The 25,172-nt window shown below is 45.6% G+C and carries 20 protein-coding genes; all 20 read left to right on the top strand.

The genetic code is table 11. The annotated features are described in order from the left end of the window. Positions 1 to 24: 24 nt before the first annotated feature. The 20 genes from QNH28_RS22460 to ftsA all read left to right on the top strand — a co-directional run bounded on the left by QNH28_RS22460 (position 25) and on the right by ftsA (position 25,132). Positions 25 to 957, top strand: a complete 933-nt coding sequence (locus tag QNH28_RS22460) for an ABC transporter permease (RefSeq protein ID WP_042130265.1) — start codon at positions 25 to 27, stop codon at positions 955 to 957. A 3-nt stretch (positions 958 to 960) separates the two neighbouring features. Beyond that, on the top strand, positions 961 to 1,899 hold the full coding sequence (locus QNH28_RS22455; protein ID WP_283908615.1) for an ABC transporter permease: 939 nt from the start codon (positions 961 to 963) through the stop codon (positions 1,897 to 1,899). Between the two features lie 12 nt (positions 1,900 to 1,911). Beyond that, entirely contained in the window at positions 1,912 to 2,907 is a 996-nt protein-coding gene (locus tag QNH28_RS22450; protein WP_042130263.1) for an ABC transporter ATP-binding protein, read from the top strand. Continuing rightward, positions 2,904 to 3,824, top strand: a complete 921-nt coding sequence (locus tag QNH28_RS22445; RefSeq protein ID WP_283908614.1) for an ABC transporter ATP-binding protein — start codon at positions 2,904 to 2,906, stop codon at positions 3,822 to 3,824. The genes QNH28_RS22450 and QNH28_RS22445 overlap by 4 nt, the downstream gene beginning before the upstream one ends. Positions 3,825 to 4,055: 231 nt before the next feature. Continuing rightward, a complete protein-coding gene (gene bshC, locus QNH28_RS22440) occupies positions 4,056 to 5,687 on the top strand; it encodes a bacillithiol biosynthesis cysteine-adding enzyme BshC (protein WP_283908613.1) in 1,632 nt (543 codons plus the stop codon). Positions 5,688 to 5,809: 122 nt separating this feature from the next. Next, complete coding sequence (locus QNH28_RS22435; protein WP_188114736.1) at positions 5,810 to 7,081, top strand: adenosylhomocysteinase; 1,272 nt, start codon at positions 5,810 to 5,812, stop codon at positions 7,079 to 7,081. 362 nt (positions 7,082 to 7,443) lie between these two features. Next, positions 7,444 to 7,881 (top strand): division/cell wall cluster transcriptional repressor MraZ, encoded by a 438-nt coding sequence (gene mraZ / locus QNH28_RS22430; protein WP_036683674.1) that lies wholly within the window; start codon positions 7,444 to 7,446, stop codon positions 7,879 to 7,881. A gap of 36 nt (positions 7,882 to 7,917) precedes the next feature. Beyond that, positions 7,918 to 8,871: a 16S rRNA (cytosine(1402)-N(4))-methyltransferase RsmH gene (gene rsmH / locus QNH28_RS22425; RefSeq protein ID WP_042190866.1), complete on the top strand. Its 954-nt coding sequence runs from the start codon at positions 7,918 to 7,920 to the stop codon at positions 8,869 to 8,871. Between the two features lie 23 nt (positions 8,872 to 8,894). After that, complete coding sequence (locus tag QNH28_RS22420; RefSeq protein ID WP_283908612.1) at positions 8,895 to 9,287, top strand: septum formation initiator family protein; 393 nt, start codon at positions 8,895 to 8,897, stop codon at positions 9,285 to 9,287. Between the two features lie 111 nt (positions 9,288 to 9,398). Continuing rightward, the gene (locus tag QNH28_RS22415; protein WP_283908611.1) at positions 9,399 to 11,564 is read left to right on the top strand and encodes a penicillin-binding transpeptidase domain-containing protein; all 2,166 of its coding nucleotides are present in this window, start codon (positions 9,399 to 9,401) and stop codon (positions 11,562 to 11,564) included. Positions 11,565 to 11,644: 80 nt separating this feature from the next. Continuing rightward, positions 11,645 to 13,570, top strand: a complete 1,926-nt coding sequence (locus QNH28_RS22410) for a stage V sporulation protein D (RefSeq protein WP_283908610.1) — start codon at positions 11,645 to 11,647, stop codon at positions 13,568 to 13,570. 55 nt (positions 13,571 to 13,625) lie between these two features. Next, positions 13,626 to 15,113, top strand: a complete 1,488-nt coding sequence (locus QNH28_RS22405; RefSeq protein WP_283908609.1) for a UDP-N-acetylmuramoyl-L-alanyl-D-glutamate--2,6-diaminopimelate ligase — start codon at positions 13,626 to 13,628, stop codon at positions 15,111 to 15,113. Further along, positions 15,110 to 16,516 carry a UDP-N-acetylmuramoyl-tripeptide--D-alanyl-D-alanine ligase gene (locus tag QNH28_RS22400; protein ID WP_283908608.1) on the top strand — a complete coding sequence of 469 codons (1,407 nt, stop codon included), beginning with the start codon at positions 15,110 to 15,112 and terminating at the stop codon, positions 16,514 to 16,516. Before QNH28_RS22405 ends, QNH28_RS22400 begins: the two co-directional genes overlap by 4 nt. Before the next feature lie 21 nt (positions 16,517 to 16,537). Beyond that, entirely contained in the window at positions 16,538 to 17,503 is a 966-nt protein-coding gene (gene mraY / locus QNH28_RS22395) for a phospho-N-acetylmuramoyl-pentapeptide-transferase (protein WP_042130241.1), read from the top strand. A 3-nt stretch (positions 17,504 to 17,506) separates the two neighbouring features. Continuing rightward, positions 17,507 to 18,928: a UDP-N-acetylmuramoyl-L-alanine--D-glutamate ligase gene (murD, locus tag QNH28_RS22390; protein WP_283908607.1), complete on the top strand. Its 1,422-nt coding sequence runs from the start codon at positions 17,507 to 17,509 to the stop codon at positions 18,926 to 18,928. 54 nt (positions 18,929 to 18,982) lie between these two features. Further along, positions 18,983 to 20,080 (top strand): stage V sporulation protein E, encoded by a 1,098-nt coding sequence (spoVE, locus tag QNH28_RS22385; protein ID WP_042130238.1) that lies wholly within the window; start codon positions 18,983 to 18,985, stop codon positions 20,078 to 20,080. A 5-nt stretch (positions 20,081 to 20,085) separates the two neighbouring features. Then, positions 20,086 to 21,198: an undecaprenyldiphospho-muramoylpentapeptide beta-N-acetylglucosaminyltransferase gene (gene murG, locus QNH28_RS22380; RefSeq protein ID WP_283908606.1), complete on the top strand. Its 1,113-nt coding sequence runs from the start codon at positions 20,086 to 20,088 to the stop codon at positions 21,196 to 21,198. A 208-nt stretch (positions 21,199 to 21,406) separates the two neighbouring features. After that, the gene (gene murA, locus QNH28_RS22375; RefSeq protein WP_283908605.1) at positions 21,407 to 22,690 is read left to right on the top strand and encodes a UDP-N-acetylglucosamine 1-carboxyvinyltransferase; all 1,284 of its coding nucleotides are present in this window, start codon (positions 21,407 to 21,409) and stop codon (positions 22,688 to 22,690) included. Between the two features lie 63 nt (positions 22,691 to 22,753). Further along, positions 22,754 to 23,524: a cell division protein FtsQ/DivIB gene (locus QNH28_RS22370; protein WP_283908604.1), complete on the top strand. Its 771-nt coding sequence runs from the start codon at positions 22,754 to 22,756 to the stop codon at positions 23,522 to 23,524. A 345-nt stretch (positions 23,525 to 23,869) separates the two neighbouring features. Beyond that, positions 23,870 to 25,132, top strand: coding sequence for a cell division protein FtsA (ftsA, locus tag QNH28_RS22365; protein WP_283908603.1), 1,263 nt, complete (start codon positions 23,870 to 23,872; stop codon positions 25,130 to 25,132). Positions 25,133 to 25,172: the final 40 nt, after the last annotated feature.

Genomic DNA, 25,172 nt, shown 5'->3' with positions numbered 1-25,172 from the left:
TTTGTCGGAGGAGGTGTGATGGGGATGGTTCGTTATGTCGCAAATAAATTCTTCTATATGTTGGTTTCATTATTTGTACTGATTTCAGCAACTTTTTTCTTGATGAAAGCTATTCCAGGGGATCCGTTTACTTCTGAGAAAAAAGTACCGCCAGAAATTAAAGCACGTTTGATGGAGCAATATGGTCTGGACAAGCCGCTCTCTCATCAGTATTTTAAGTATTTAGGTGATATTGTCCAAGGTGATTTGGGTGTATCGATGAAACGCCTGAATCAAGACGTATCGCATTTGATCAGTCAAACCTTTTCAGCGTCGCTGAAGCTGGGACTCGTCGCAATTGTTGTGGCGGTTATTGTTGGGGTTCTTCTCGGCATGTTAGCGGCACTCTATCACAGAAAGTTTCTTGACAGCGCCGCGATGGTGTTGGCAGTTCTGGGGATTGCGGTTCCGAGCTTTGTAGTCGCGTCATTATTACAGTATGTGTTCGCTTTCAAATTGGGTTGGGTACCGGTTTCAGGCTTTAAAGGACCAATCTATTATTTCCTACCTGTAGCAGCGCTCTCGGCACAGCCAATAGCATTTATAGCTCGCTTGACCCGTTCAAGTATGCTTGAGGTTCTGAATGCAGATTACATCAAAACGGCTAAGGCTAAGGGATTAAGCTGGATGGCTATTCTGAGCCGCCATGTACTTCGTAATGGTATCCTGCCTGTTGTTACTTACATGGGACCTATGACAGCTAACATCGTAACTGGTTCGGTTGTTATCGAGCAGATCTTTGGTGTTGGGGGTATTGGTAAACAGTTCGTGGAAGCGATTGGTGTCCGTGACTATACCGTCATAATGGGGATCACCATTTTCTATGGTGTACTACTCATGGTAGCCCGTTTCATTACTGATATTGCTTATGTATTGATTGACCCACGTATGAAATTAAGCGGAGGAAAGGAGGGCTAATGAGTGGCTACTGATAATAACTTGCTAAAGAATCTAAAACCGGAAGACTTTCAAAAAGTCGGTGTAGATGAAAAAGAAGCTGAGGTTATCCAGCGTGAGAGTCTCTCTGCTTGGAAAGATTCTTGGCAACGGTTGCGTCAAAATAAAATGGCGATGACTGCGCTTGGTATTCTAGGTTTGATCGTGCTTGCAGCGATCTTCGCTCCTTTTTTCTCGAAATATAACTATTATTCCAATGACTTGATGAGCACCAATAAGCCCCCTTCCTCCGATCACTGGTTTGGAACGGATGATCTTGGACGTGATATTTTCGTTCGTACTTGGTACGGCGCACGGATCTCCTTGATCGTTGGTTTAGCTGCGGCAGCCATCGACTTGTTCATCGGTGTTATCTACGGAGGTATTATGGGCTTTTTCGGCGGCCGTGTAGATAATATCATGAATAAATTCTCTGAAATTTTGTATTCCATTCCTTATTTGCTAGTTGTAATTTTGCTTTTGGTTGTGCTTGAACCAAGTCTTGGCACAATCATCCTGGCCTTAACCATAACGGGCTGGATTACGATGTCATGGATTGTACGCGGAGAAATTATGCAGCTCAAAAATCGCGAGTTTGTATTGGCTTCCCGTTCCATGGGTGCAGGTTCTGCAAGACTGTTGTTCAAGCATCTTCTGCCGAACGCAGTTGGCCCGATTATCGTAACCATTACACTTTCTGTACCAAATGCAATTTTCGCTGAGGCTTTCCTAAGCTTCTTGGGTCTTGGTGTACAAGCTCCTATCGCTTCACTTGGATCTATGATTAACGATTCACTCACCGGTTGGTTGTACTATCCATGGCGCTTCCTGTTCCCTGCCATTCTGATCAGTTTAACCATGCTTTCTTTCAATATTTTCGGTGATGGTCTTCGTGACGCGCTTGATCCTAAGCTGAAGAAATAGGAGGGATTAAGGATGGAGCCTATTTTACAAGTCAAAGATTTGCATGTTTCATTTTTTGTTAAAGGCGGAGAGGTACAAGCTGTCCGTGGTATGAATTTTGAAATTGGCAAAGGTGAAACGGTTGCCATCGTCGGCGAGTCCGGCAGCGGTAAGAGTGTAACTGCTCAATCAATTATGCGTTTGATCCCTTCTCCACCCTCTAAAGTGAAAAAGGGAGAAATTATTTTTCAAGGACAAAATCTGCTAGACAAAAGCATGAAAGAAATGGAATCCATTCGCGGTAAAGATATTGGCATGATTTTTCAAGACCCGATGACATCTTTGAACCCAACCATCAAAGTGGGCAAACAGATCACTGAAGTTTTGATTAAACATCAGAAAATGTCAGCGGCCGAAGCGAAAAAGCAAGGTATTGAGATGCTCAATTTAGTTGGTATCAAAAATGCTGAGGCTCGCTTTAACCAATATCCCCACGAATTTTCAGGCGGTATGCGCCAGCGTGTAATGATTGCAATCGCGCTAGCCTGCCGTCCGGCTTTGCTCATAGCGGACGAGCCTACTACGGCTCTTGACGTAACCATTCAGGCGCAGATCATGGAAGTTATGAGAGAGATGCAGCAAAAACTAGGTACCTCCATCATTCTGATTACCCATGATCTTGGTGTAGTTGCCGGTATGTGTGATCGGGTTATCGTAATGTATGCAGGTGAAGTTGTGGAGACCGGAACAAGATGGGAAATCTTTAAGAATCCACAGCATCCATATACCAAAGGTCTGCTGCGCTCGATGCCGCGTCTGGACCAAAAGAAGGGCGAGCCGCTTATCCCGATCATCGGCACACCGCCAGATCTGATCAAGCCGCCGATCGGCTGTCCGTTCACCGCGCGTTGCAATGAAGCAATGCATGTTTGCGAACAAATCGATCCCGGCGCCACAGAATTCAGCGAAACGCATATGGCGCGTTGCTGGAATCTGCATTCGATGGCCAAGGAGGTGCAGTACTCTTGAGTAAGAACCTAATAGAGGTAGAAGGTCTTAAGAAATATTTTAATGTAGGTAAAGGCAAGGTTCTTAAGGCTGTTGATAATATTAACTTCACGATCCGTGAGGGCGAGACGCTTGGAATGGTAGGAGAATCCGGTTGTGGTAAGACTACTGCTGGACGTACAATTCTTCGCTTGTATGAGCCAACTGCCGGAAGTGTGAAATATAATGGTACAGATATTTATAAATTGTCTTCTAACAAAATGAAAGCTATGCGTCGTGACATGCAGATGATTTTCCAAGATCCGTACGCATCGCTTAACCCGCGTTTTACGGTTTCTGATATTATCGGCGAGGCGCTGGACATTCACGGAATGGCTGGTAGCCGTGCAGAGCGTAAAAAACGGATCGAAGAGCTGCTTGATATGGTTGGTCTTAACCATGATCACGCTACTCGTTATCCGCATGAATTCTCTGGTGGACAACGCCAACGTATTGGGATTGCCCGTTCGTTAGCGGTAAATCCTAAGTTCATCGTTTGTGATGAGCCGATTTCCGCGCTTGACGTATCCATTCAGGCACAGGTTGTTAACTTGCTTAAAGAATTGCAAGATCGTCTGGGCTTGACTTATCTTTTCATCGCGCATGATCTGTCCATGGTTAAACATATCAGTGATCGCGTAGCAGTTATGTACTTGGGTAAAATGGTAGAATTGGCGGAAAGTGAAGAGCTTTATGCAAATCCTATCCACCCGTATACCAAATCTCTCTTGTCAGCTATTCCAATTCCGGATCCGGAAATTGAAGTGAACAAGAAACGTATTCACTTGCATGATGAGCTTGGTAGCCCTATTTATTCTGCTAACGAAAAGAGCAATGATAGTGACTTTGAATTAGTTGAAGTATCAAAAGGCCACTGGGTAAGCAAAAAATTTGCTTAAATCCATAGCGAGAATTAGACAGGCGGGAGCGTTATGCTCTCGCCTCTTGTATGTAGTGGGGATATTTAATAATCATTTTATAGGATAAGAAGATAATACGGCTGCTCTTGCATTGCTTTTTTGCAGGGATGTAATTCTTTTGACGCGGCCCCTGACTTTGGATACAATCATAGAGAGTTTACGAACTTGGATTTACATATAACTGCTCAGTAGAACTGGAGGCACTAGCAAATGAATATTGTTAAGGAACCGCTGCCGGGTGGATCTGCACTCGCGCGCGACTATATAGAAAATTTTGAGAAGGTTAGTCATTTGTACGGTGGGGATTTCCGAAGTATAGAGTGTAGAAGCATTCGGGCAGAATGGCTGGATCGTAGTGAGGGTCTCCGTGCCGACCGGACACAAGTTGCTGCATGTCTACGACAATATAATGAAAAGCATAATTCACATGATGCGGTGATGTCTTCACTGGCCCTTTTAGAACAGCCGGGAACGTTAGTGGTTACTGGTGGACAGCAAAGCGGATTATTTACAGGACCACTACTTGTAGTATATAAAGCAATGACAACCATTATGGCGGCAAAAGAAGCAGCTGAACAGCTCGGCCGGCCAGTAGTCCCATTATTCTGGATCGCTGGTGAGGATCATGACTGGGATGAAGTGAATCATACGTATGTATTAAATCGTACGCAGGAGATTACAAAGATTAAGATAGAGAAATCAGAGGAGAAGCGCTCCTCGGTGAGTAATATTCGTGTAGAAGAAGAAAGCTGGCAGCAAGTGGTGGAACAGCTGGATGGACTGCTTCAAGATAGTGACTTCAAACCGCAAATCATGGAATTTATTCGATCTTCTTCGTTTAGAGCAGATAGTATGACGGATGCTTTTGCTAAGCTGATGGGTTCTTTATTTGGTAAATTCGGTCTGATCCTCCTTGATTCTGCGGATCCTAACCTACGTAAATTAGAAGAGCCATTTTTTACTTCGCTAATTATGCAGAATGATGCACTGGAAACAGCGTATATGAATTCTGCTTCTGATATCGTGAACGCTGGGTATGAGCTTCAAGCTGACGTTACGGCAGGAAATGCCAACCTCTTTTATATACATGAAGGTGTACGGTTATTGCTTCATAAGAAAGATGGAATTTTTGCCGATCGCAAGGGCCAGGTATCGTTCACCCATGATGAATTACTAGAGGAAGTGAAGGCACATCCGGAACGATTCAGCAACAACGTGCTGACACGCCCGCTTATGCAGGATTATATGTTGCCGGTTCTAGCAACGGTGCTAGGTCAAGGTGAGATTGCTTATTGGGCTATTCCGCATCGTGCGTTTGAGGTGGTCGGGGGACAAATGCCTTTGATCATCCCAAGAATGTCTTTCACAGTGGTAGAAGGTACGCTTCATAAGCATATGGATAAATATCAATTAAGCTTTGAGGATGTAAGACAGGGACTAGATCGTAAAAGACATGATTGGTTGGCTGCACAGGATGAGCTGGGGATTGAACAACGTTTTGAAGAAACCAAAGCTACTTTCTCCGCCATGTACGAGCCGCTGATTGAGCAGCTTGGAACCATTCAGGCAGGTCTGCTTAAACTGGGGAATAACAATAAAGATAAGATTTTAGATCAGATCACTTTTTTACAAGCGAAAGCCCAAGACGCAATGGCAAAACAGAATGAAGCTGCAATTCGTCAATGGGAGCGAATCGAGCTGTCGTTAATGCCACTGGGTAAACTGCAAGAAAGAGTGTACAATATCATGTATTACTTGAACCGCTACGGACTTCCATGGTTAGATGAGCTGATGGCTATTGAACCGGATTATAGTGGAACGCATCGCATCATTTATATGTAGAGAAGTATTGCTCCATAAAACAATGTAGTAACGCTCACAAAACTTGGATTATGCTTACGAAGCTAGTTTTATTGCGAAGTAAAACATAGAAGTATTGCTCCATAAAACTTTTAGGAGGTTTCATTATGAGTTCATCTAAACAAAATAGTATCGTGGCTGACATGTCACTCGCACCAGAAGGACATTTGAAAATCGACTGGGTTCGTCAACATATGCCGGTATTGAACCGCATTCGTGAGCAGTTCGAAGCTGAACAGCCTTTCAAAGGTCTAAAAGTTTCAATTACGCTTCATTTGGAAGCTAAAACCGCTTATCTGGCGAAGGTTGTCAAAGCAGGCGGTGCAGAAGTAACCATTACTGGATCGAATCCACTTTCAACACAGGATGATGTATGTGCGGCGCTTGTGGAGGATGGAATCACCGTCTTCGCTAAATACAACCCGTCACCTGAAGAGTTCAAAGCCCTTAACATCAAGGCGCTGGAAAGTAAACCGGATTTGATCATTGATGATGGTGGGGATTTTGCTACATTGCTGCATTCGGAGCGTCCTGATCTGATGGAGAATATTCGTGGAGGTGCTGAAGAAACAACAACCGGCATCATTCGTCTAAAAGCTCTTCAAAAGCAAGGTGTACTGAAGTTCCCAATGGTCGCAGTAAATGATGCATATTGCAAATATTTGTTTGATAACCGTTATGGCACAGGCCAATCTGCATGGGATGGCATTATTCGTACAACTAACCTGATCGTTGCGGGCAAAACCGTAGTTGTTGTCGGATACGGCTGGTGCGGTAAAGGTGTTGCTATGCGGGCCAAAGGGTTGGGCGCAAAAGTGGTTGTCACAGAAGTGGATGCTATTAAAGCCGTTGAAGCTCATATGGACGGTTTCGAAGTTATGCCTATGCTGGAAGCTGCTAAGGTCGGCGATTTCTTCGTTACAGTAACGGGTAACCGTTATGTCATTCGTGGGGAACATTATGATGTAATGAAAGATGGAGCAATCATGTGCAACGCAGGCCATTTCGACGTTGAAGTGAATAAGCCTGAATTGTCTGAAAGATCCGTATCCCAGCGTACTGTTCGCAAAAATATTGAAGAGTACCAGCTTCGCGACGGCCGTAAGCTATATCTGCTTGCAGAAGGCAGACTTGTAAATCTAGGTGCTGCGGATGGACACCCTGCCGAAATTATGGATACTACCTTTGCGCTACAAGCGTTGTCGTTGAAATATGTAAATGATAATTATAAGAGCATTGGCGTAAAAGTTGAGAATGTTCCCTATGAGCTGGATGAGCAGGTAGCACGCTACAAGCTGCAAAGTCTGGGCATTAACATCGATAGTCTGACTCCAGCACAAGTGGATTATTTGGACAGCTGGAATCTGAACGATTAATTACGGAACACACAACAATAAATTATATTAACCAAGTGTACCTTGAACTGAAGCACCTTTTGTAAAATATAAGAGAGTATAAGTTTCACGCTATACATTATCCTTATATTTCTCGCATAAACGCTTAGCGTACTTACAAAGACGCCGAAGGCGTTTATGCTTGAAAAGCCATGCAGCGGACAAGATTCCGATTGTATGGCTTTTTTCTGTGGAAAAGTGGTTTTTGGGTAACGATCCATTGATTTAGCAAAAATTTCCTTTGACCAGAAAAAGGTTTTTGATTTTTAATGGCGAATCTATTATGCTTAAGTGGTGAAAAGTGGGGTAAAGTGGGGATTCGGGGATTAGGGGTGGGAAAAAGGATGTTCATGGGAGAGTATCAACACAGCATTGACGATAAAGGCCGAATTATTATTCCGGCTAAACTCCGTGAATTGCTTGGAACCTCCTTTGTGACGACCCGTGGTCTAGACTCCTGTTTATTTGTTTATCCCATGGAAGAATGGGCAATCATGGAACAAAAGCTAAAAAGCCTTTCACTGATGAAATCAGATGCCCGCGCATTCAGTCGCTTTTTTTTCTCAGGCGCAACAGAATGTGTATGGGATAAGCAGGGAAGGGTAAATCTGCCGGCTAATTTAAGGCAGTATGCCAAACTGGACAAAGACTGTGTTATTCTGGGCGTTTCGAACCGGGTGGAAATCTGGAACAAAGAGCTATGGGAGCAGTACTTCGAACAGTCCGAGGAATCGTTCAACGAAATTGCCGAAAAATTGGTGGATTTCAATTTTGATTTATAAAACATAATATCGAATACTGTCCTGGAGGGATGCAGCTTGTTTCACCACATCACGGTGCTTAAAGAAGAAGCGACAGAAGGGCTGCACATCAAAAAAGACGGAATCTATGTAGATTGCACTCTCGGTGGAGCAGGCCACAGCGCACTAATTGCTTCCAAGCTTAGCGGCGAAGGCCGATTAATCTGTTTGGATCAAGATGATTGGGCTTTGGAGAACGCAAAAGAAAGACTAGCCGAATACGGAGACAAGGTTGTACTCATTAAGACCAATTTCCGTGATCTGGAGAGTGTACTTAAGGATGTGCCCTTTGTACCACAAAAAGATGGCATTCCCCAAGTGGATGGAGTCCTCTTTGATCTTGGCGTATCCTCTCCCCAGTTTGATGAGGGAGAGCGCGGATTTAGTTACAATCATGATGCTCCGCTGGACATGCGGATGGATCAAACAGCGCTTTTAACGGCTGCTGATATTGTGAATACGTGGTCCGAGCAGGAGATTGCCCGTGTGCTTTTCCAATATGGAGAAGAGAAGTTCTCGCGGAGAATCGCTAAGAAAATTGTAGACAGAAGAGAAGAAAGTCCTGTGGAGACCACAGGAGAATTAGCTGAGCTAATCAAGGAAGGTATTCCGGCGGCTGCACGACGAACGGGAGGACATCCCGCTAAACGTAGCTTTCAAGGTTTACGGATTGCTGTAAACGACGAGTTGGGTGCTTTTGAAGAAGGATTACATAGCGCAGTACGTTGCCTTGCACCAGAAGGTAGAGTATCCGTTATCACTTTTCATTCACTCGAGGACCGAATTTGCAAGCAAATTCTAAGCAGCTATTTAAGCAGATGTACATGCCCGCCTGACTTTCCGTTTTGCGTATGCGGCGCGAAAGGCACGCTTAAGTTAATCAACCGCAAACCGCTTGTGCCTTCTGAAGAAGAGCTTGAGCTCAATACTCGAGCGCGTTCAGCTAAGCTGCGCATTGCAGAAAAATTGTAATTGACGATAAAGGAGAGTCAGAGATGGCCTATACCCGCGGCAATTTAGCAGTTCAGCCCAAAAGAAAAGAAGAGGTAAACCCCCTTTACCGCGAGAAGACAAAAGTAGTTACCAAACGAAGAGTACTTCCGCTGCAAGAGAAACTTTTGTATATGCTGACGCTAGGAGTATGCGTTTTGGTGGCTATCACCCTGATTTCACGTTACGTTCATATTTATGATTTGAACTTGCAGGCCCAGAAATTAGATAAGGATATAGCGACTGCTAAAAAGCAAATTTCCACGTATGAGATGGAGAAGCAGAATTTGGAGCAGAAGGTTGCCCAAAAGGCAAAGGATCTTGGTTACGTAGCACCGGATGAAAATGCTACCATCTTTATTCCGGCGAATCCGGTATCAACAGAAGGCGATAATTAGTGAGCGATTGGCAAGATCGCAATAAAAAAATTGTGAGGTTCGCTTATGGTAAAGAGAATAAAACTTCGCACGCTGTTTATAGGAGGGTGTATTACCCTCTTTTTTCTTGTTTTGTTAGCTAGAGTGTTCTGGATTCAAGTGATGGAGGGCTCAGAATGGCAAGAAAAGGCTGCTACACTTTGGGCGCACACTTCGACTATCAAAGCAGAGCGAGGAACGATTTCTGACCGTAATGGGAGTGTGCTCGCTAGTGATGTCCCTGCTTATACTGTGGTTGTAAACCCGGCAGTCATTGCTGAAAAGGGTATTGGTGATGAGGTTGTCAAGGGATTGCATGAGCTACTAGGCAAGCCGGAAGATGAGCTGCGGAAGCTGGTTGAAGCTAAAGGCGAGGATGGAAAATACCTCAAAAATCGTGAAATTCGTAACGAAGGCTGGAAGATCGATCAGGACCTTGCCGACAAGGTGAAAGAATTTTATGTAGCACTAGGTAAAGAACATAAAATTCAAGAGACCGGGATTGGTCTTGTTAGGGAGCAGAAACGATATTATCCTAAGGGTTCGCTTGCTGCGCACATATTAGGCTATACAGATCGAGACGGCAAGGCGATTATGGGTCTGGAAAAGTCCCTAGATGAACAGCTTAAGGGTGCTGATGGCAAGCTGCTTTATCAAAGTGACGGTCAAGGGGTTAAGCTGCCTGATTCTCAAGATACTTATAAACCTGTAGTAAATGGCAGTAATTTCAAGCTTACAATCGACAGTACGATCCAGCAATATATACAAGCTGCCATGGAAAAGGCATATGCGCAATATAAGCCGAAAAGTATGAGTGTCATTGCCGCTGATCCGAATACGATGGAGATTTTGGGGATGGCGAATATGCCTACCTTTGATCCTAATAAATATATGGATACAGGTGCTGATGCAGCAGGTTTCTACAATCATGCTATCAAATCAACTTATGAGCCTGGTTCGACCTTCAAAATTGTTACGCTTGCTGCAGCTGTAGAAGAGAAGCTTTTTGATCCCGTAGCTACATTTCTGTCAGGATCGATCAGAATTAAGGGTTACAGTAAGGCATTACATGATATTAATCGTGCCGGTTGGGGGCAAATCAGCTTCCTGGAAGGTGTGAAGCGGTCTAGTAACGTTCTCTTTGTAAAGCTTTATGAAATGCTCGGACAAGATAGACTTTTACAGTATATTGATGATTTTGGTTTTAATGGGAAGACAGGAATCGATTTGCCAGGGGAAGCCAGTGGGGTCGTTAACCCTAACCTTGGACGTCCTATCGAAATTGCTACACTCGCATATGGGCATGGTAAAGTGCTAGTTACCCCACTTCAACAATTGGTTGCTGTATCTGCTATCGCCAATGGTGGGAAACTGATGACTCCATATGTGGTAAAAGAGGTTACAGACCCAAACACCGGAGACACTAAGGTTACTCAGCCTAGTGTAGTGCGTCAGGTGATTGATGAGGCAAGTGCCAAGAAAACCGGGGAATATTTGGAGCAGGTAGTTGCTGACCAAGTCAAAGGGACAGGACGCAACGCTCACATTGAAGGTTACCGTGTGGCAGGTAAGACAGGAACGGCTATCAAGGTTGAAGGTAAGGACTACGTGAAGTCCAAAGTTCTGGTCTCCTTTATTGGTTATGCGCCTGTGAATGATCCAAAGATCGCTGTTATTGTTATTATTGATGAACCGAACGTTGAGGTTGGCGGCGGTAAAGCCGCAGCTCCAGTATTTAAAGAAATCGTATCTCAGTCTCTGCAATACATGGGAGTTCCAAAGTTAGCGACTGAAACTAGCGATAAGGATAGTAAAAAAACAGTTGAATCTGAAGCGCCTGTGCTCCGAACCACACCTGATCTGACGGGCAAAACGATGAAGGAAGCAAGAGAGACGCTTCTGGATCAAGGTTTTGATTTTGAAGTGGTCGGTGCAGAAGCATCTGTGGAAACCCAATATCCAGAGGCTGGAACGAAGCTTACTCAAGGACAGCGTATATACCTATTAAGCAAGCAAGGGGACAAGCCTACCATTCCAAATTTAAAGGGAGAGTCGCTGCGTGATTCCCTTGAGGTTCTAACACTTCTAAAAGTGGAGATTGCGGTAGAAGGCGAAGGATATGTCTCCGAGCAGATTGAAGGAACAAAGAATGGCAAGACATTGGTTACTTTGAAGCTGAAACCATTAAATGATAATAGTGAAGATGTTCCTGAAACTTCGCCTGCTGATGAGGGTTCAGAATCGGAGAGTGGGCCATAGGCTTGTTCTAACCCCTGTTTGTCCCGAATAGTCATGAAGATAAGAGGTCATGTCTATTGGTGAAAGCGGGGGAGAACGGAATGAAGGTTTCGAAGGTTGTAACACGGCGGAGAATGCTGTGGACGCTGCTGGGACTAGCAGTGTTATTCGGTTCGCTGGTCGTGCGTCTTGGCTATGTGCAATTATCCCAAGGCGAGGAATTAAGTGACAAGGTAGAAGATTCCTTGCGCCGCAATATTCCTTTTACCGCCAAGCGCGGTGAAATTTTGGATCGTGAAGGAATACCGCTGGCCTATAATATCAGCACGCCTACGGTCTATGCGGTGCCTGTGCAGGTGAAGGAGAAGCAAAAGACAGCGCAGCAATTGGCGCCTTTACTTGGGATGACCGAGGAGAAGCTGATGAGCTTGCTGACTAAAAAATCTATGTCGGTGAAACTACAGCCCGGCGGCCGCAAAATTACGATGGAACTTGCCGCGAGCATCCGTGATTTGCAGTTGCCGGGCATCGTTGTCGCTGAGGATAGCAAAAGATATTATCCTTACGGCGATCTTGCCGCGCATATACTAGGCTTTACAGGTATTGATAACCAAGGAATTACCGGAGTCGAGAACATATACGATAATTTGCTTAAAGGTATAGCAGGCAATATTTCGTATTTGTCTGACGCAGGTGGAAGACTCATGCCTGGATCATCGGAGAAGTATTCTGCCCCTCAGGATGGACTTAATCTACGATTGACCATTGATAAACAGATACAGTCTATTATGGAACGTGAGCTAGATCAGGCGATGGTGAAATATCAGGCGCAAGGAAGCTGGGCCGTAGCCATGAATCCGAAGAATGGTGAGATACTGGCTATGGCTAGCAGACCGGGCTATGAACCGGGGCAGTACAAGGAATATGATCCGCAGATTTATAACCGGAACTTGCCAATCTGGATGACCTATGAGCCAGGTTCTACGTTCAAAATCATTACATTGGCTGCTGCCCTGCAGGAAGGAAAAGTCGATCTGCAGAACGATCATTTTTTTGATCCGGGTTACACCGAGGTAGGTGGTGCAAGACTGCGCTGCTGGAAAAAGGGCGGACATGGCAGTCAGACTTTTTTGCAGGTTGTAGAGAATTCTTGTAATCCTGGCTTTGTAGCTCTTGGACAGCGGCTAGGTAAGGAAACTTTATTTGAATATATTCGTAATTTTGGTTTCGGTACAAAGACAGGGATTGATTTGAATGGAGAATCTAACGGTATCCTTTTCAAACTATCACAGGTGGGTCCGGTAGAGTTAGCAACTACGGCCTTCGGTCAAGGTGTCTCTGTTACACCTATTCAACAAATTGCTGCGGTGTCTGCCGCTATCAATGGCGGTAAGCTTTATAAACCGCATGTATCTAAGGCATGGGTGAATCCGGACACGGGAGAGACTGTATCAGAGGTAAAGCCTGAACTTGTTCGGGAGGTCATCTCGGAGGAAACATCCAAGAAGGTGCGGGCAGCACTTGAGAGCGTAGTTGCCAAAGGCACAGGTCGTCCTGCTTTTATAGACGGCTACCGTGTAGGTGGTAAGACAGGTACTGCACAGAAAGTCATCAACGGACGTTATTCCCCGACGGAGCATATTGTATCCTTTGTTGCTTTTGCCCCTGCAGATGATCCGCAAATTGTAGTTTATGTAGCGGTCGACAATCCGAAGGGCATTCAGTTTGGGGGTGTAGTAGCAGCTCCAATCGTGAAAAATATTATGGAGGACTCCTTGCACTATTTGAAAGTGCCGGAGCGAAGTGACCAACTTCCTAAAACCTATAAGTATGGCGAAACACCGATTGTGACGGTTCCAGATCTTACGGGAGCAACGGTACAGGATATTTATGAGGATTTAAATATGAATTTTAATCTTGCCCGTTCAGGAACTGGCACTACAGTTATCAACCAAGCTCCGAAAGCTGGGTCCAGGGTAGCGCAAGGTTCGACCATCAGGATTTATATGGGAGCTTCTAGTGAATAATGAGTAAGGTATAAGGTTTAAGTTCGTATCCGAAAATGTAGAGTGAGGGATTACTATGAAAGTTAATGAATTATCTGCTTGTCTTGCTACTTCGCGTCTATATGGGGATGGGGAGGTGGAGATTACTGATCTTCAGACGGATTCCCGCCGTGTAAGTCCGGGTGATCTGTTTATCTGTTTACCGGGTCACACCGTAGACGGACACAAATTTGCGCCGCAAGCCGTAGCCTCTGGAGCAGCGGCTATCGTATGTGAGCGTAAACTAGAGCTTGATATCCCACAGATCGTTGTGGATGACTGCCGGTTTGCGATGTCTGTCATGTCGAATGCATTCTTTGGCTCACCTAGTAGCCGAATGAGAATGATCGGGGTTACGGGTACCAATGGCAAGACAACAACAACTTATCTGATTGAAAGGATTATGCAAGACCAGAATATGAAGACGGGTTTGATTGGGACCATTCAAATGCGCTATGACGGCAAAAGCTACCCTATGTCAGGGACCACTCCAGAATCGCTAGATCTGCAGCGCTCGCTTCATGATATGGCCTCCAAAGGTGTGGAATGTTGCGTAATGGAAGTCTCCTCCCACGCGCTTCAGCAAGGACGTGTGAAGGGTGCGGACTTCCGTACGGCAATATTTACGAACTTAACCCAGGATCATCTGGATTATCATCATACAATGGAGGAGTATCGGGCGGTTAAAGGTCTTTTCTTCTCTAGACTAGGAAATGTGATTTCTCCTTGGAAAGAAGAACGTAAATATGCGGTGCTTAATGCCGATGATGAAGCCAGCCATTATTTTGCAGCCCAAACTGCGGCGGAAGTGATTACATATGGCATTGATAACAACGCTAATGTCCGAGCTTCGCAAATATCGATCACTGCAAAAGGAACTTTTTTCCATGTGGATACGTTTAAGGGTGAGACAGACATTTCGCTTCGCATGGTTGGTAAGTTTAACGTTTATAATGCACTTGCGGCGATTACGGCTGCGCTGTTGGAAGATGTGTCATTGTCAGATATCAAGACTAGTCTTGAGGCAATTGATGGGGTAGCTGGAAGAGTGGAATCCGTGGATGAGGGGCAAGAATATGCCGTTATCGTTGACTATGCTCACACACCAGACGGGCTGGAAAATGTATTAAGAACGGTCTGCGAATTTGCTACAGGTAAAGTGCTTACTGTGTTTGGCTGCGGAGGAGACAGAGACCGTACGAAACGTCCTTTAATGGGTAAGATAGCTGCAAAATATTGCGACATGGTATTCGTAACCTCTGACAACCCTCGGACGGAGGACCCTGAGCTAATTCTGAAGGATATAGAAGCAGGACTAGTAGAGGATGGAGTTACCTCTGACCGGTATCATATGATTGTTGATCGCCGAGAAGCGATTGGGAAGGCTATTGAAATGGCAAGCTCTGGCGATGTAGTATTGATTGCGGGGAAAGGTCATGAGACCTATCAACTGATTGGCGGAGTGGTTCACGATTTCGATGACCGCATCGTCGCTAAAGAAGTTATAAGGGGTCGAAGCTATTGATTACAAGAACACTGGGACAAATTGCTGTGATGTGTGCAGGAGAACTTACTGCTGCTGAAGCTGTGAATACAACCATTACGGGAGTCGTTACCGACTCCCGTAAGATAACGCCTGACTGTTTGTTTGTTCCTCTATGTGGAGACAAATTTGATGGTCATCATTATGCTGCTGCCTCTCTTGAAGCAGGTGCTGCTGGGACCTTATGGCAGCGTGATAAAGGTCCAGCGCCTGAGGGTGGCGGAGTGATTATTGTTGAAGATACGCTAGAGGCGCTTCAGAAGCTGTCCGCTGCGTATTTGAATGAGGTTGCTCCGAAGGTTGTCGCTGTTACGGGCAGCAACGGAAAAACAACGACAAAGGATATCATTATGGCCTTGCTTGAAATGCAGTACAGGGTGCATAAGACAGAGGGAAACTTCAATAATCATATTGGTCTTCCGCTCACGATTCTATCCATGACCGAAGATACAGAGATCGCTGTTCTTGAAATGGGAATGAGCTCGCGGGGAGAAATTGCTCTGCTGGCTTCTTTGGCTGCACCAGATGTTGCAGTCATTACAAATGTAGGAGAGTCGCATTTACTGCAACTGGGATCCCGCAAAGAAATCGCTCGTGCCAAGCTGGAAATAGTCGAAGGGCTGAAGCCAGGTGGACTGCTAATTTTTAACGGTGATGAACCGCTGCTGACTGAGGTAATGCAAGAGTCCGCTTTTGAGGCTCCGGAGGGGATGGTATCCTTCCGTTTTGGTCTGAACGGGGATAATGATGATTATCCGACAGGGATGATGTCCCATAGTGGTGGTATGACGTTTACGTCTAACCTTCATAAGGAACATGCTTTTACATTACCGCTGCCAGGCCAGCATAACGTTGTTAACGCGTTGGCTGCACTAGCGGTTGCTCGCCATTTTGGGATTACAGAACAAAATGTTGAGAATGGGTTAAGTAAGCTTAAGTTGACGGGCATGCGGATTGAAGTGATTCGGACTTCTTCTGGGCTTACTCTTTTGAATGATGCTTATAATGCCAGTCCGACTTCTATGAAGGCGGCCATTGATGTGCTTCAAACTATGAAATGCAGTGGCAAAAAAATCGCAGTACTGGGGGACATGCTGGAACTTGGGCCGGATGAAATAGAGTTTCATAAAGAAATAGGCTACTACCTAGATCCCGCAGTGACTGATTTTGTATATACCTATGGTCCATTGTCAGTCCATATTGCAGAGGCCGCAAAAGAAAGATTCGGAAACGAGCGTGTGCTGGCTTTTACGGATAAGTCAGAATTAACAGCCGTCCTTATCGAGCAATGCAGTTCCAAGGATATTGTACTGTTCAAAGGATCTAGAGGGATGAGGCTTGAAGAAGTGCTTCAGAGCCTTAATAAAGAGATTAAAGAGACCTAAATAAATGGAGGGGGTGCACCCATGGATTATCAACTATTGTTATTGACTATTGCTGTTTCCTTTATCCTTGCGGTCATTGCCGCTCCGCTCTTCATTCCGCTACTGCGCAGGATGAAATTCGGACAGCAGGTGCGAGATGACGGACCGCAATCCCATTTGAAGAAAGCGGGAACGCCGACAATGGGCGGTATCGTGATCATCGTGGCTTTTACATTGGCTTATCTGAAATTTTCCGTAGTGAATAACGATTTTTACGTACTACTAGTGGCTACGCTTGGTTTTGGACTGATCGGATTTTTGGATGATTATATCAAAATCGTATTCAAGCGTTCTTTGGGCCTTACAGCGCGTCAAAAATTGTTCGGGCAGCTGTTGGTAGGAGCTGTGATGTGCGGTCTGCTGATTTCTGCTGGACATAGCACAAGTATCAGCGTTCCAGGTACTGATTTTAGCTTCGACTGGGGCGGCTTTTTCTACTATCCATTCATTATTATTATGATGATGGCAGTAACGAATGCCGTTAACTTTACCGATGGAGTAGATGGTTTGCTGTCTGGTGTAAGTGCGATTGCTTTGGCGGCTTATGCTGTTGTAGCGATGCAGGCAACCTCAATTGCAGCTGGAGTGTGTGCAGCGGCAATGATCGGGGCCGTTCTTGGATTTCTGGTCTTTAATGCCCATCCTGCTAAGGTGTTCATGGGAGATACCGGTTCATTTGGTATTGGCGGTGCGATAGGTGCAATTGCTATTGTCACAAAGAGCGAACTGCTGTTTCTTATCATTGGCGGTGTGTTTGTGGTGGAGATGTTATCTGTCGTGATACAGGTGGTTTCTTTCAAAACCCGTGGCAAACGTGTATTCAGAATGAGCCCGATTCACCATCATTTTGAACTTGGTGGCTGGTCGGAATGGCGAGTGGTAATTTCGTTCTGGGCGGTAAGCTTGGTATTAGCCGCTGTTGGACTATTTATTAGCAAGGGGTTGTAGCAAATGAAACATCCAGATATGTACCGTGGTGAAGAAGTTGTGGTTCTTGGGCTCGCAAAAAGCGGTGTCCAGGTTGCTAAAGTGATGCATGATCGAGGCGCAGTAGTTACGGTCAACGATAAAAAGGAAAGAGATCAAAGTCCCGAAGCTTCCGAATTGGAATCTTTGGGAATTTGTGTTATATGCGGTGGACATCCGGATGGACTGATTCATGAAGGTGTAAGTCTGGTCATTAAGAACCCTGGTATTCCTTATTCCGCGCCTCCTGTGCAAAAGGCTCTTGAGCTTGGCATTGAAGTAGTTACAGAGGTAGAAGTTGCTTACCGTCTTTGTGCAGCGCCGATGATTGGTATCACGGGGTCTAACGGCAAGACGACAACGACGACCTGGGTAGGCCGAATGCTAGATGCTGCAGGCATGAATCCGATTGTTGCAGGTAATATTGGCACGCCTCTTTGTGAGGCTGCGCAAGAAGCTACAAAGGATAACTGGATGGTGGTCGAACTCAGCAGCTTCCAACTCAAAGGTACGGAGACTTTCCGCCCTAAAGTAGGTTGTTTGTTGAATATTGCGGAGACCCATCTAGATTATCATGGGAGCATGAAGGATTATGTCGATTCCAAAGCAAAGCTGTTCGCCAATCAAGTAGCCACGGATACGGCTGTGCTGAACTGGGACGATCCTTTCTGCCGGGAACTTGTGCCGTATATGAAGGCTTCTATTCTTCCGTTTTCTATGTCTGAGGAGCTCACTTATGGTGTGTTTGTTAGCCCATCCTATATTACGGGTCAAGACGACGATCTGAAGCGCCACATTATCTATCGTGAATCTGCAGTCCAAGAAACCATCATTGCTGATGTAGATTCCATTGGCCTTCCGGGACGTTTCAATCTGGAAAATGCAATGGCTGCATGTGGAATTGCCATTGCTGCCGGAGCAGACCCTTCTTTATTGGGTGAAGTGCTTGCTTCGTTTCGCGGTGTGGAGCACCGGCTGGAGTATGTAGCTGATAAGGCTGGAGCCACATATTATAATAACTCCAAAGCAACCAACTCCAAAGCGACGATTATGGCATTAACGTCCTTCCAGCGCCCCGTAGTGCTGATCGCTGGCGGATTAGACCGTGGCTCCGATTATTTGGAGCTGTTGCCTATCCTGAGCGGTCGTGTTAAAGCGCTAGTGGCGTTAGGGGAAACTAAGGACAAGCTAATGAATGTAGCGCAGCTGGCAGGATTAAAGCAGATTATCTCCGTCGATAATGGGGAGAGTGCCGCCGCCGTGCTTGAACAAGCTGTGCAGGAAGCCTCCGCTCTGGCGGAAGAAGGAGATATCGTTCTCTTGTCTCCTGCCTGTGCAAGTTGGGATATGTTTACATCCTATGAAGAGCGCGGGCGTATTTTTAAAGAGGCGGTGCATAACCTTTAAGTAGGGGGGTGGATAAGCCCCATCCCTACTACGGATGCAAGAGGTGTGCTCCTGATGAACAAAACTCGTCATGCTCCCGATATTTGGTTGCTGATTCCTATTCTATCTTTGCTGGTGATCGGCATGGTGATGGTATACAGCGCCGGGTCCGTATTGGGCTTCCGCAATTATGGAGATTCGTTTTACTTTGTAAAAAGACAGCTTTTGTTTGCAGGACTAGGACTAGTCGCAATGTTCGTTACGGCGAATACCGATTACAGGGTGCTGAAAAAGCTGGCTAAGCCTGCGCTTCTGATCTGCTTTTTCTTACTTGTTATTGTGCTTATCCCTGGTATTGGTGTAGTACGCGGGGGAGCGCGCAGCTGGCTAGGAATTAGCTCCTTCGGGATTCAGCCTTCCGAATTCATGAAGATGGGGATGATTCTATTCTTAGCCAATTGGCTAGGAAAAGAGGAATACGACATCACTTCCTTCACACGCGGCTTGCTCCCACCACTTGCGCTCATTGGGTCAGCCTTCGCGCTGATCATGCTTCAGCCGGATTTGGGTACAGGCACCGTCATGTTTGGTGCAGCCTTGATGATGGTCTTCACAGCAGGGGCAAGAATGAAGCATTTACTTTCACTTGGAGTAGCTGGAGCGGCAGGGTTTGTTGCTTTGATTGCAGCAGCGCCTTACCGGTTGCAGCGGATTACCGCTTTTCTTGATCCTTGGTCCGATCCCCTTGGTGCAGGCTACCAGATTATTCAGTCGCTATATGCGATCGGTCCTGGGGGGCTCGGTGGTCTTGGATTAGGTATGAGTCGGCAGAAGTACAGTTATGTACCTGAGCCACAAACAGATTTTATTTTTTCTATATTGGCCGAGGAGCTGGGGTTTATCGGTGGTTTGGCTGTGTTGATCCTATTTCTTATATTAATCTGGCGCGGGATGAAGGTGGCGATGAGTCTGCCTGACCGTTTTGGAAGCTATCTGGCCGTTGGCATCGTCTGTATGGTGGCTGTACAAGTCATTATTAATATTGGTGTTGTTATCGGTCTAATGCCTGTAACGGGCATCACGCTTCCTCTGATTAGCTATGGCGGATCTTCACTTACACTGATGCTGACATCCCTTGGCATTCTATTGAACTTATCCCGTTTTGCGAGGTGAAAGAGATGCGTATCGTATTAAGCGGCGGAGGCACGGGTGGACATATTTATCCTGCGGTCGCTGTCGCTAGGCAAATGGAGTTGGAAGATAGCAAATCTACCTTCCTGTATATTGGTGGAACGCGCGGCTTAGAGAGCAAGCTTGTTCCCCAAGAAAATATCCCTTTCAAATCTATCGACATCACTGGTTTTCGGCGCAAGCTATCCATAGACAACGTCAAGACCGTAATGCGTTTCTTGAAGGGTGTTAAGGCTTCCAAAGAAATGTTAAGAGAATTCAAGCCAGATGTTGTGATTGGAACAGGCGGTTATGTGTGTGGTCCAGTCGTTTATGCTGCATCCCGTTTGGGCATTCCTACTTTGATCCATGAACAAAATGCTATACCAGGTCTAACGAATCGCTTTCTGAGTCGTTATGCGAGTACAGTTGCCGTAAGCTTTGAAGGTACAGAATCCTCTTTTCCGGGTAGCAAAAATGTGATCTATACTGGTAATCCACGAGCTACAACAGTTACTACAGCAAGTCCACAACGTGGATTCGCATCGCTGGGTATTTCGGATGGCAGTACTGTTGTTTTGGTGGTTGGCGGCAGCCAGGGAGCTAAGGCTATTAATAGAGCCATGATTGAAATGGCTCCAAAAGTGGGTAAGGGTAATGGTGTTCATTATGTATATGTTACAGGTGAACCCTATTTCGAAGAGACTCGGGCGGAATTGCGTCAAAAGCTGGGTAGCTTACCAAACTGGTTGCATGTCCTTCCTTATGTTCATAATATGCCAGAGGTGTTGGCTTGTACCTCCTTGATCGTAAACCGGGCGGGAGCATCCTTTCTCGCTGAGATTACAGCGCTGGGTATTCCCTCTGTACTCATTCCATCTCCTAATGTGACGAATAACCATCAGGAGGCGAATGCAAGACAGTTGGAACGTGAAGGCGCTGCTGTGGTACTGCTTGAGAAAGATTTAAACGGCACGGCTCTTTATGAGGCGGTTCAAAAAATCATCGGAACTGAAGCAGTACGTCAGCAGATGTCTGAGGCTTCCAAGCGACTCGGCAAAAGAGATTCTGCCGCAGTAATTACAAGCGAGCTCCGAAGACTTGCGGCTAAGAAGTCTTAAGATATCATCGTTTTCTATATGGGTTTTCCTTATTGGCAGCTCTCTGTCACACACTTGGAGGAACGAACATAGGATAATCCTATAATCGTGACAATCACCCAGGACACTTCCTAACCTGAGATGTAGTGCAGGATATTCTTGTACATTTCATATGAGCTTGTAACGGAAGTGTTTGTGGTGGGTGAGCGGTAATCTCGGAGGTGATACATTGGACAAATTGGTGATTGAGGGTGGAAGTCCCCTGTCAGGCACCATTCGTATCCATGGAGCAAAAAATGCGGCGCTGCCGATTCTAGCGGCAAGCCTGCTGGCCGAAGGAGTTCACTCACTGCATAATGTGCCGAAGCTGCTGGACATCGAGACTATGCTAGACATCCTAGATCGGCTGGGCTGCAGGTGCGTGCATCAAGAGGATACGGTGACGATAGATACGTCTGCCGTGGAAACATCTCATATTCCTGAGGATTTAATGCGGCAAATGAGATCTTCCATTTTTCTAATGGGACCGCTGTTATCCAGATTTGGAGAGGTAACGATCTATCAGCCTGGGGGCTGTGCGATCGGAGAGCGTAAAATCGATCTTCATCTACAGGGACTTAAGGCGTTAGGGGCGGAGATCGAGGAGAGCAACGGAAGAATATTCTGTCGGGGTTCTAAACTTATCGGGAGTGATATTCATCTCGACTATCCAAGTGTAGGAGCAACGGAGAATATTATGATGGCTGCCGCAAAGGCAGAGGGAACAACAACGATATCGGGGGCAGCGAGAGAGCCGGAGATACAGGACCTTCAGCAATTTTTGAATAGTATGGGTGCTCAGATTATCGGTGCAGGTACGGACACCATCACGATTCAAGGGGTGAAAAACCTACATCCCTGTACGTACGAGGTGATACCTGATCGGATTGTAGCTGGAACCGTAATGATTGCTGCGGCAGCTACACGAGGGAATGTGACTTTGACACATGCTAACGCGGGGCATCTGACTTCGCTTATTCATGTGCTCAAGCGGGCTGGTGTTCAAATCACAGTGTGCAATGATATAATTAATATCAGTTGTATGGGGCGTCCTCGTGCTGTTGAGAGAATTGTGACTTCTCCTTATCCTTCTTTCCCAACGGATCTGCAATCTCAGGTCATGGTGCTGTTGTCTCTCGCTGATGGCTTCAGTGTAATCAAGGAGACGGTGTTTGAGGGACGATTCAAGCATGTTGAAGAAATGGCCCGGATGGGCGCTGATATTTCTATCGATTTGAATCGTGCGTTTATTCGCGGCGTTCAGAGATTGTATGGTGCTACTGTGGAAGCTACTGACTTGCGGGCTGGTGCGGCACTGGTTATTGCTGGACTCGCTGCACAAGGGACTACAGTCGTTGAGCAAGCACACCACATTGACCGTGGGTATGATGGAATAGAGATGCTGTTTCAGAAGCTTGGCGCGCGTATAAGCCGCAAGGTACCCGTACCGGATCCACTTGATTTGGCCAATTAAAGCTCCCTGTCTCCTTCAGCTCTACCAAAGAAGGAGACAGGGCCTTATTACGGAGATAAGAGAATGACAACAACCCGATTACCTCTTCTTAAAGAGGACAAGCCTAAGAAAAAAATGAGCCGTAAAATTACGGCGATCTTGCTGTTATTGTTCACTGCGCTTCTTGCTGTGATTTTTTTCAGATCGTCTGTTAGTCACATTACAGTGATAGATTTTCAGGGAAGCAAGTATTCTACTAGTGAAGAATTACTCTCGCAAAGTGGAATTCATATAGGCGGACAATTCTTTGCCGTTTCTACGAAGTCTGTGGAACAATCTCTGTTGGAGCTTAAGACGGTTAAGAGCGTGACCGTGAAGAAGGATTTTCCCGGGGTAATCACAGTGAAAATTGAAGAATTCCCTGCGGTGGCTTATGAACTGGAACAGGGTGGTGCCTTGAAGGCGATTCTGTCGAGTGGAGCAGCGGTGTCTGTTAATGAGACTGGTATTGCTGTAGAGAAACCTATATTAACCAATTGGGATCCAGCTGATCCTAATAAGGCTATCCTATGTCAAACGCTTGGAAGTATTTCTAATGAATTGACAAGTGATATCTCTGAGATTGTTCCCTCACCAACCTTGTCATTTCCAGACCGTATCAAGCTCTATACTAGATCTCGTTTCGAGGTGGTTACATCCATCTCATTATTGAAGAGCAAGGTTGCCTATTTGAATCAGGTAACAGAGACTAAGGAGCCTGGACTTATCACGATGCTCGAAGCCGATTCGTATGTTCCTTTTCAGGTCGAAAGTGATGAGCAAAAGAGCGAAGAGCAAAAAGATGTGCAAGAGTAGAGTAGAGGTCAATAGTCCCTACTAATAGAGTTGAAAAAATGCTACAATCGGATTTACGGGCAAGAAGCTATATCCCTCTTTTTTCTTCGATTTTTTTGAAATATAATCCTATATATGGTTAGTTATAACCAGAAAAGGCTTATATTTCTTGTGATAATCATCATTCTTATAAAAAATTATGATTAACTATTCACATTTGGGGATGTTGGAATATTATTCCGTTCAAAAAATTTGTAGAAAAAAGAGGGAAAGGGTTAGGTATGTTGAATATGTACAGAGAAGTTTCCCGGGACCGGGATAAGATTATGCAAATTATTTCGATTATAACAGGAGGTGCCATAGGACTTGAGCAACAATGACATCATTGTTAGTTTGGACATCGGTACATCCAAAGTTCGGGCAATAATTGGGGAAGTTACCAATGGAACCTTTAATATTATTGGCGTTGGATCTGCTGATTCGGAAGGAATACGTAAAGGCGCGATTGTAGATATCGACCAAACTGTGCAATCGATCAAAAGTGCTATAGATCATGCAGAGCAGATGGTGGGTATTCAAATATCAGAGGTTTATGTAGGCATTTCCGGTAATCATATTGGCCTGCAATCCAGCCACGGTGTCGTGGCCGTTCAGAATGAGGATCGTGAAATCGGTGAGGATGATATCGATCGCGTTATTAAAGCTGCGGAAGTCATTGCTATGCCTCCGGAGCGTGAAGTGATTGATGTTGTACCTAAACAATTTATCGTCGATGGTCTCGAAGGTATTCAGGACCCGCGCGGGATGATTGGTGTTCGTCTAGAAGTGGACGCAACCATCGTTACGGGTGCTAAGACGCCAATACATAATCTACTACGCTGTGTTGAGAAATCAGGGCTGAAAGTGAAGGATCTTGTGCTGATGTCTCTTGGTGCTGGTGGATTGGCGCTATCCAAGGACGAGAAATCGATGGGATCTGTTCTGGTTGATATCGGTGCCGGGTCGACAACGATAGCCATATACGAAGAAAGTTCCCTTTGTGCAACCTCCACGATTCCGATCGGAGGAGAATTTGTAACTAATGACATTGCATACGGACTACGTACACTTACTGATCAAGCGGAGAAAGTGAAGCTGAAGTATGGTTGTGCGTGGATTGATGATGCAGCCTCTGACGTTGTCTTCAAAGTACTGCGTATTGGCAGTAACGTGGAGAAGGAATTTAACCAAGAGGATTTAGCGGCAATTATCGAACCACGGGTACAAGAAATATTCCATCTGATTAAGCAGGAAGTGAAACGGCTTGGTTACAGTGAACTACCTGGAGGTTATATACTAACGGGTGGAACTGTCTCGATGCCTGGCGTATTAAAAGCGGCTCAGACTGAGCTGGCCGCATCTGTACGCATCGCTGTACCAGATTATATCGGTGTACGGGACCCTGGGTTTACCGGAGGCGTTGGTATCCTGCATAATGTTGTCCGTAGCTTCCGTGGAAGAAGCAGTGGTGGAAGCAGCAACAAAAAGACGGTCAACCGGAGTAAGCAGAACGCTTCTCCAAATCAGGAAACGGTTCAGAAGACCGGATTTGTCGAGCGTCTAAAGAACATGTTCAGCGAGTTTATATAAGTGTAAGTCCAGATATACTTGGACCGGCCATCCAAGCACA

Source organism: Paenibacillus sp. G2S3 (assembly GCF_030123105.1).
GTDB lineage: Bacteria > Bacillota > Bacilli > Paenibacillales > Paenibacillaceae > Paenibacillus_AQ.
Note: the sequence above shows the minus strand (reverse complement) of the source record. Positions and strands in the feature narration are given on the sequence as shown.

Coding starts and splice junctions, on each gene's coding strand:
- QNH28_RS22460 (WP_042130265.1), top strand. CDS start 25: ATGGTTCGTTATGTCGCAAATAAATTCTTCTATATGTTGGTTTCATTA.
- QNH28_RS22450 (WP_042130263.1), top strand. CDS start 1,912: ATGGAGCCTATTTTACAAGTCAAAGATTTGCATGTTTCATTTTTTGTT.
- bshC (WP_283908613.1), top strand. CDS start 4,056: ATGAATATTGTTAAGGAACCGCTGCCGGGTGGATCTGCACTCGCGCGC.
- mraZ (WP_036683674.1), top strand. CDS start 7,444: ATGTTCATGGGAGAGTATCAACACAGCATTGACGATAAAGGCCGAATT.
- QNH28_RS22420 (WP_283908612.1), top strand. CDS start 8,895: ATGGCCTATACCCGCGGCAATTTAGCAGTTCAGCCCAAAAGAAAAGAA.
- QNH28_RS22410 (WP_283908610.1), top strand. CDS start 11,645: ATGAAGGTTTCGAAGGTTGTAACACGGCGGAGAATGCTGTGGACGCTG.
- QNH28_RS22405 (WP_283908609.1), top strand. CDS start 13,626: ATGAAAGTTAATGAATTATCTGCTTGTCTTGCTACTTCGCGTCTATAT.
- mraY (WP_042130241.1), top strand. CDS start 16,538: ATGGATTATCAACTATTGTTATTGACTATTGCTGTTTCCTTTATCCTT.
- murD (WP_283908607.1), top strand. CDS start 17,507: ATGAAACATCCAGATATGTACCGTGGTGAAGAAGTTGTGGTTCTTGGG.
- spoVE (WP_042130238.1), top strand. CDS start 18,983: ATGAACAAAACTCGTCATGCTCCCGATATTTGGTTGCTGATTCCTATT.
- murG (WP_283908606.1), top strand. CDS start 20,086: ATGCGTATCGTATTAAGCGGCGGAGGCACGGGTGGACATATTTATCCT.
- QNH28_RS22370 (WP_283908604.1), top strand. CDS start 22,754: ATGACAACAACCCGATTACCTCTTCTTAAAGAGGACAAGCCTAAGAAA.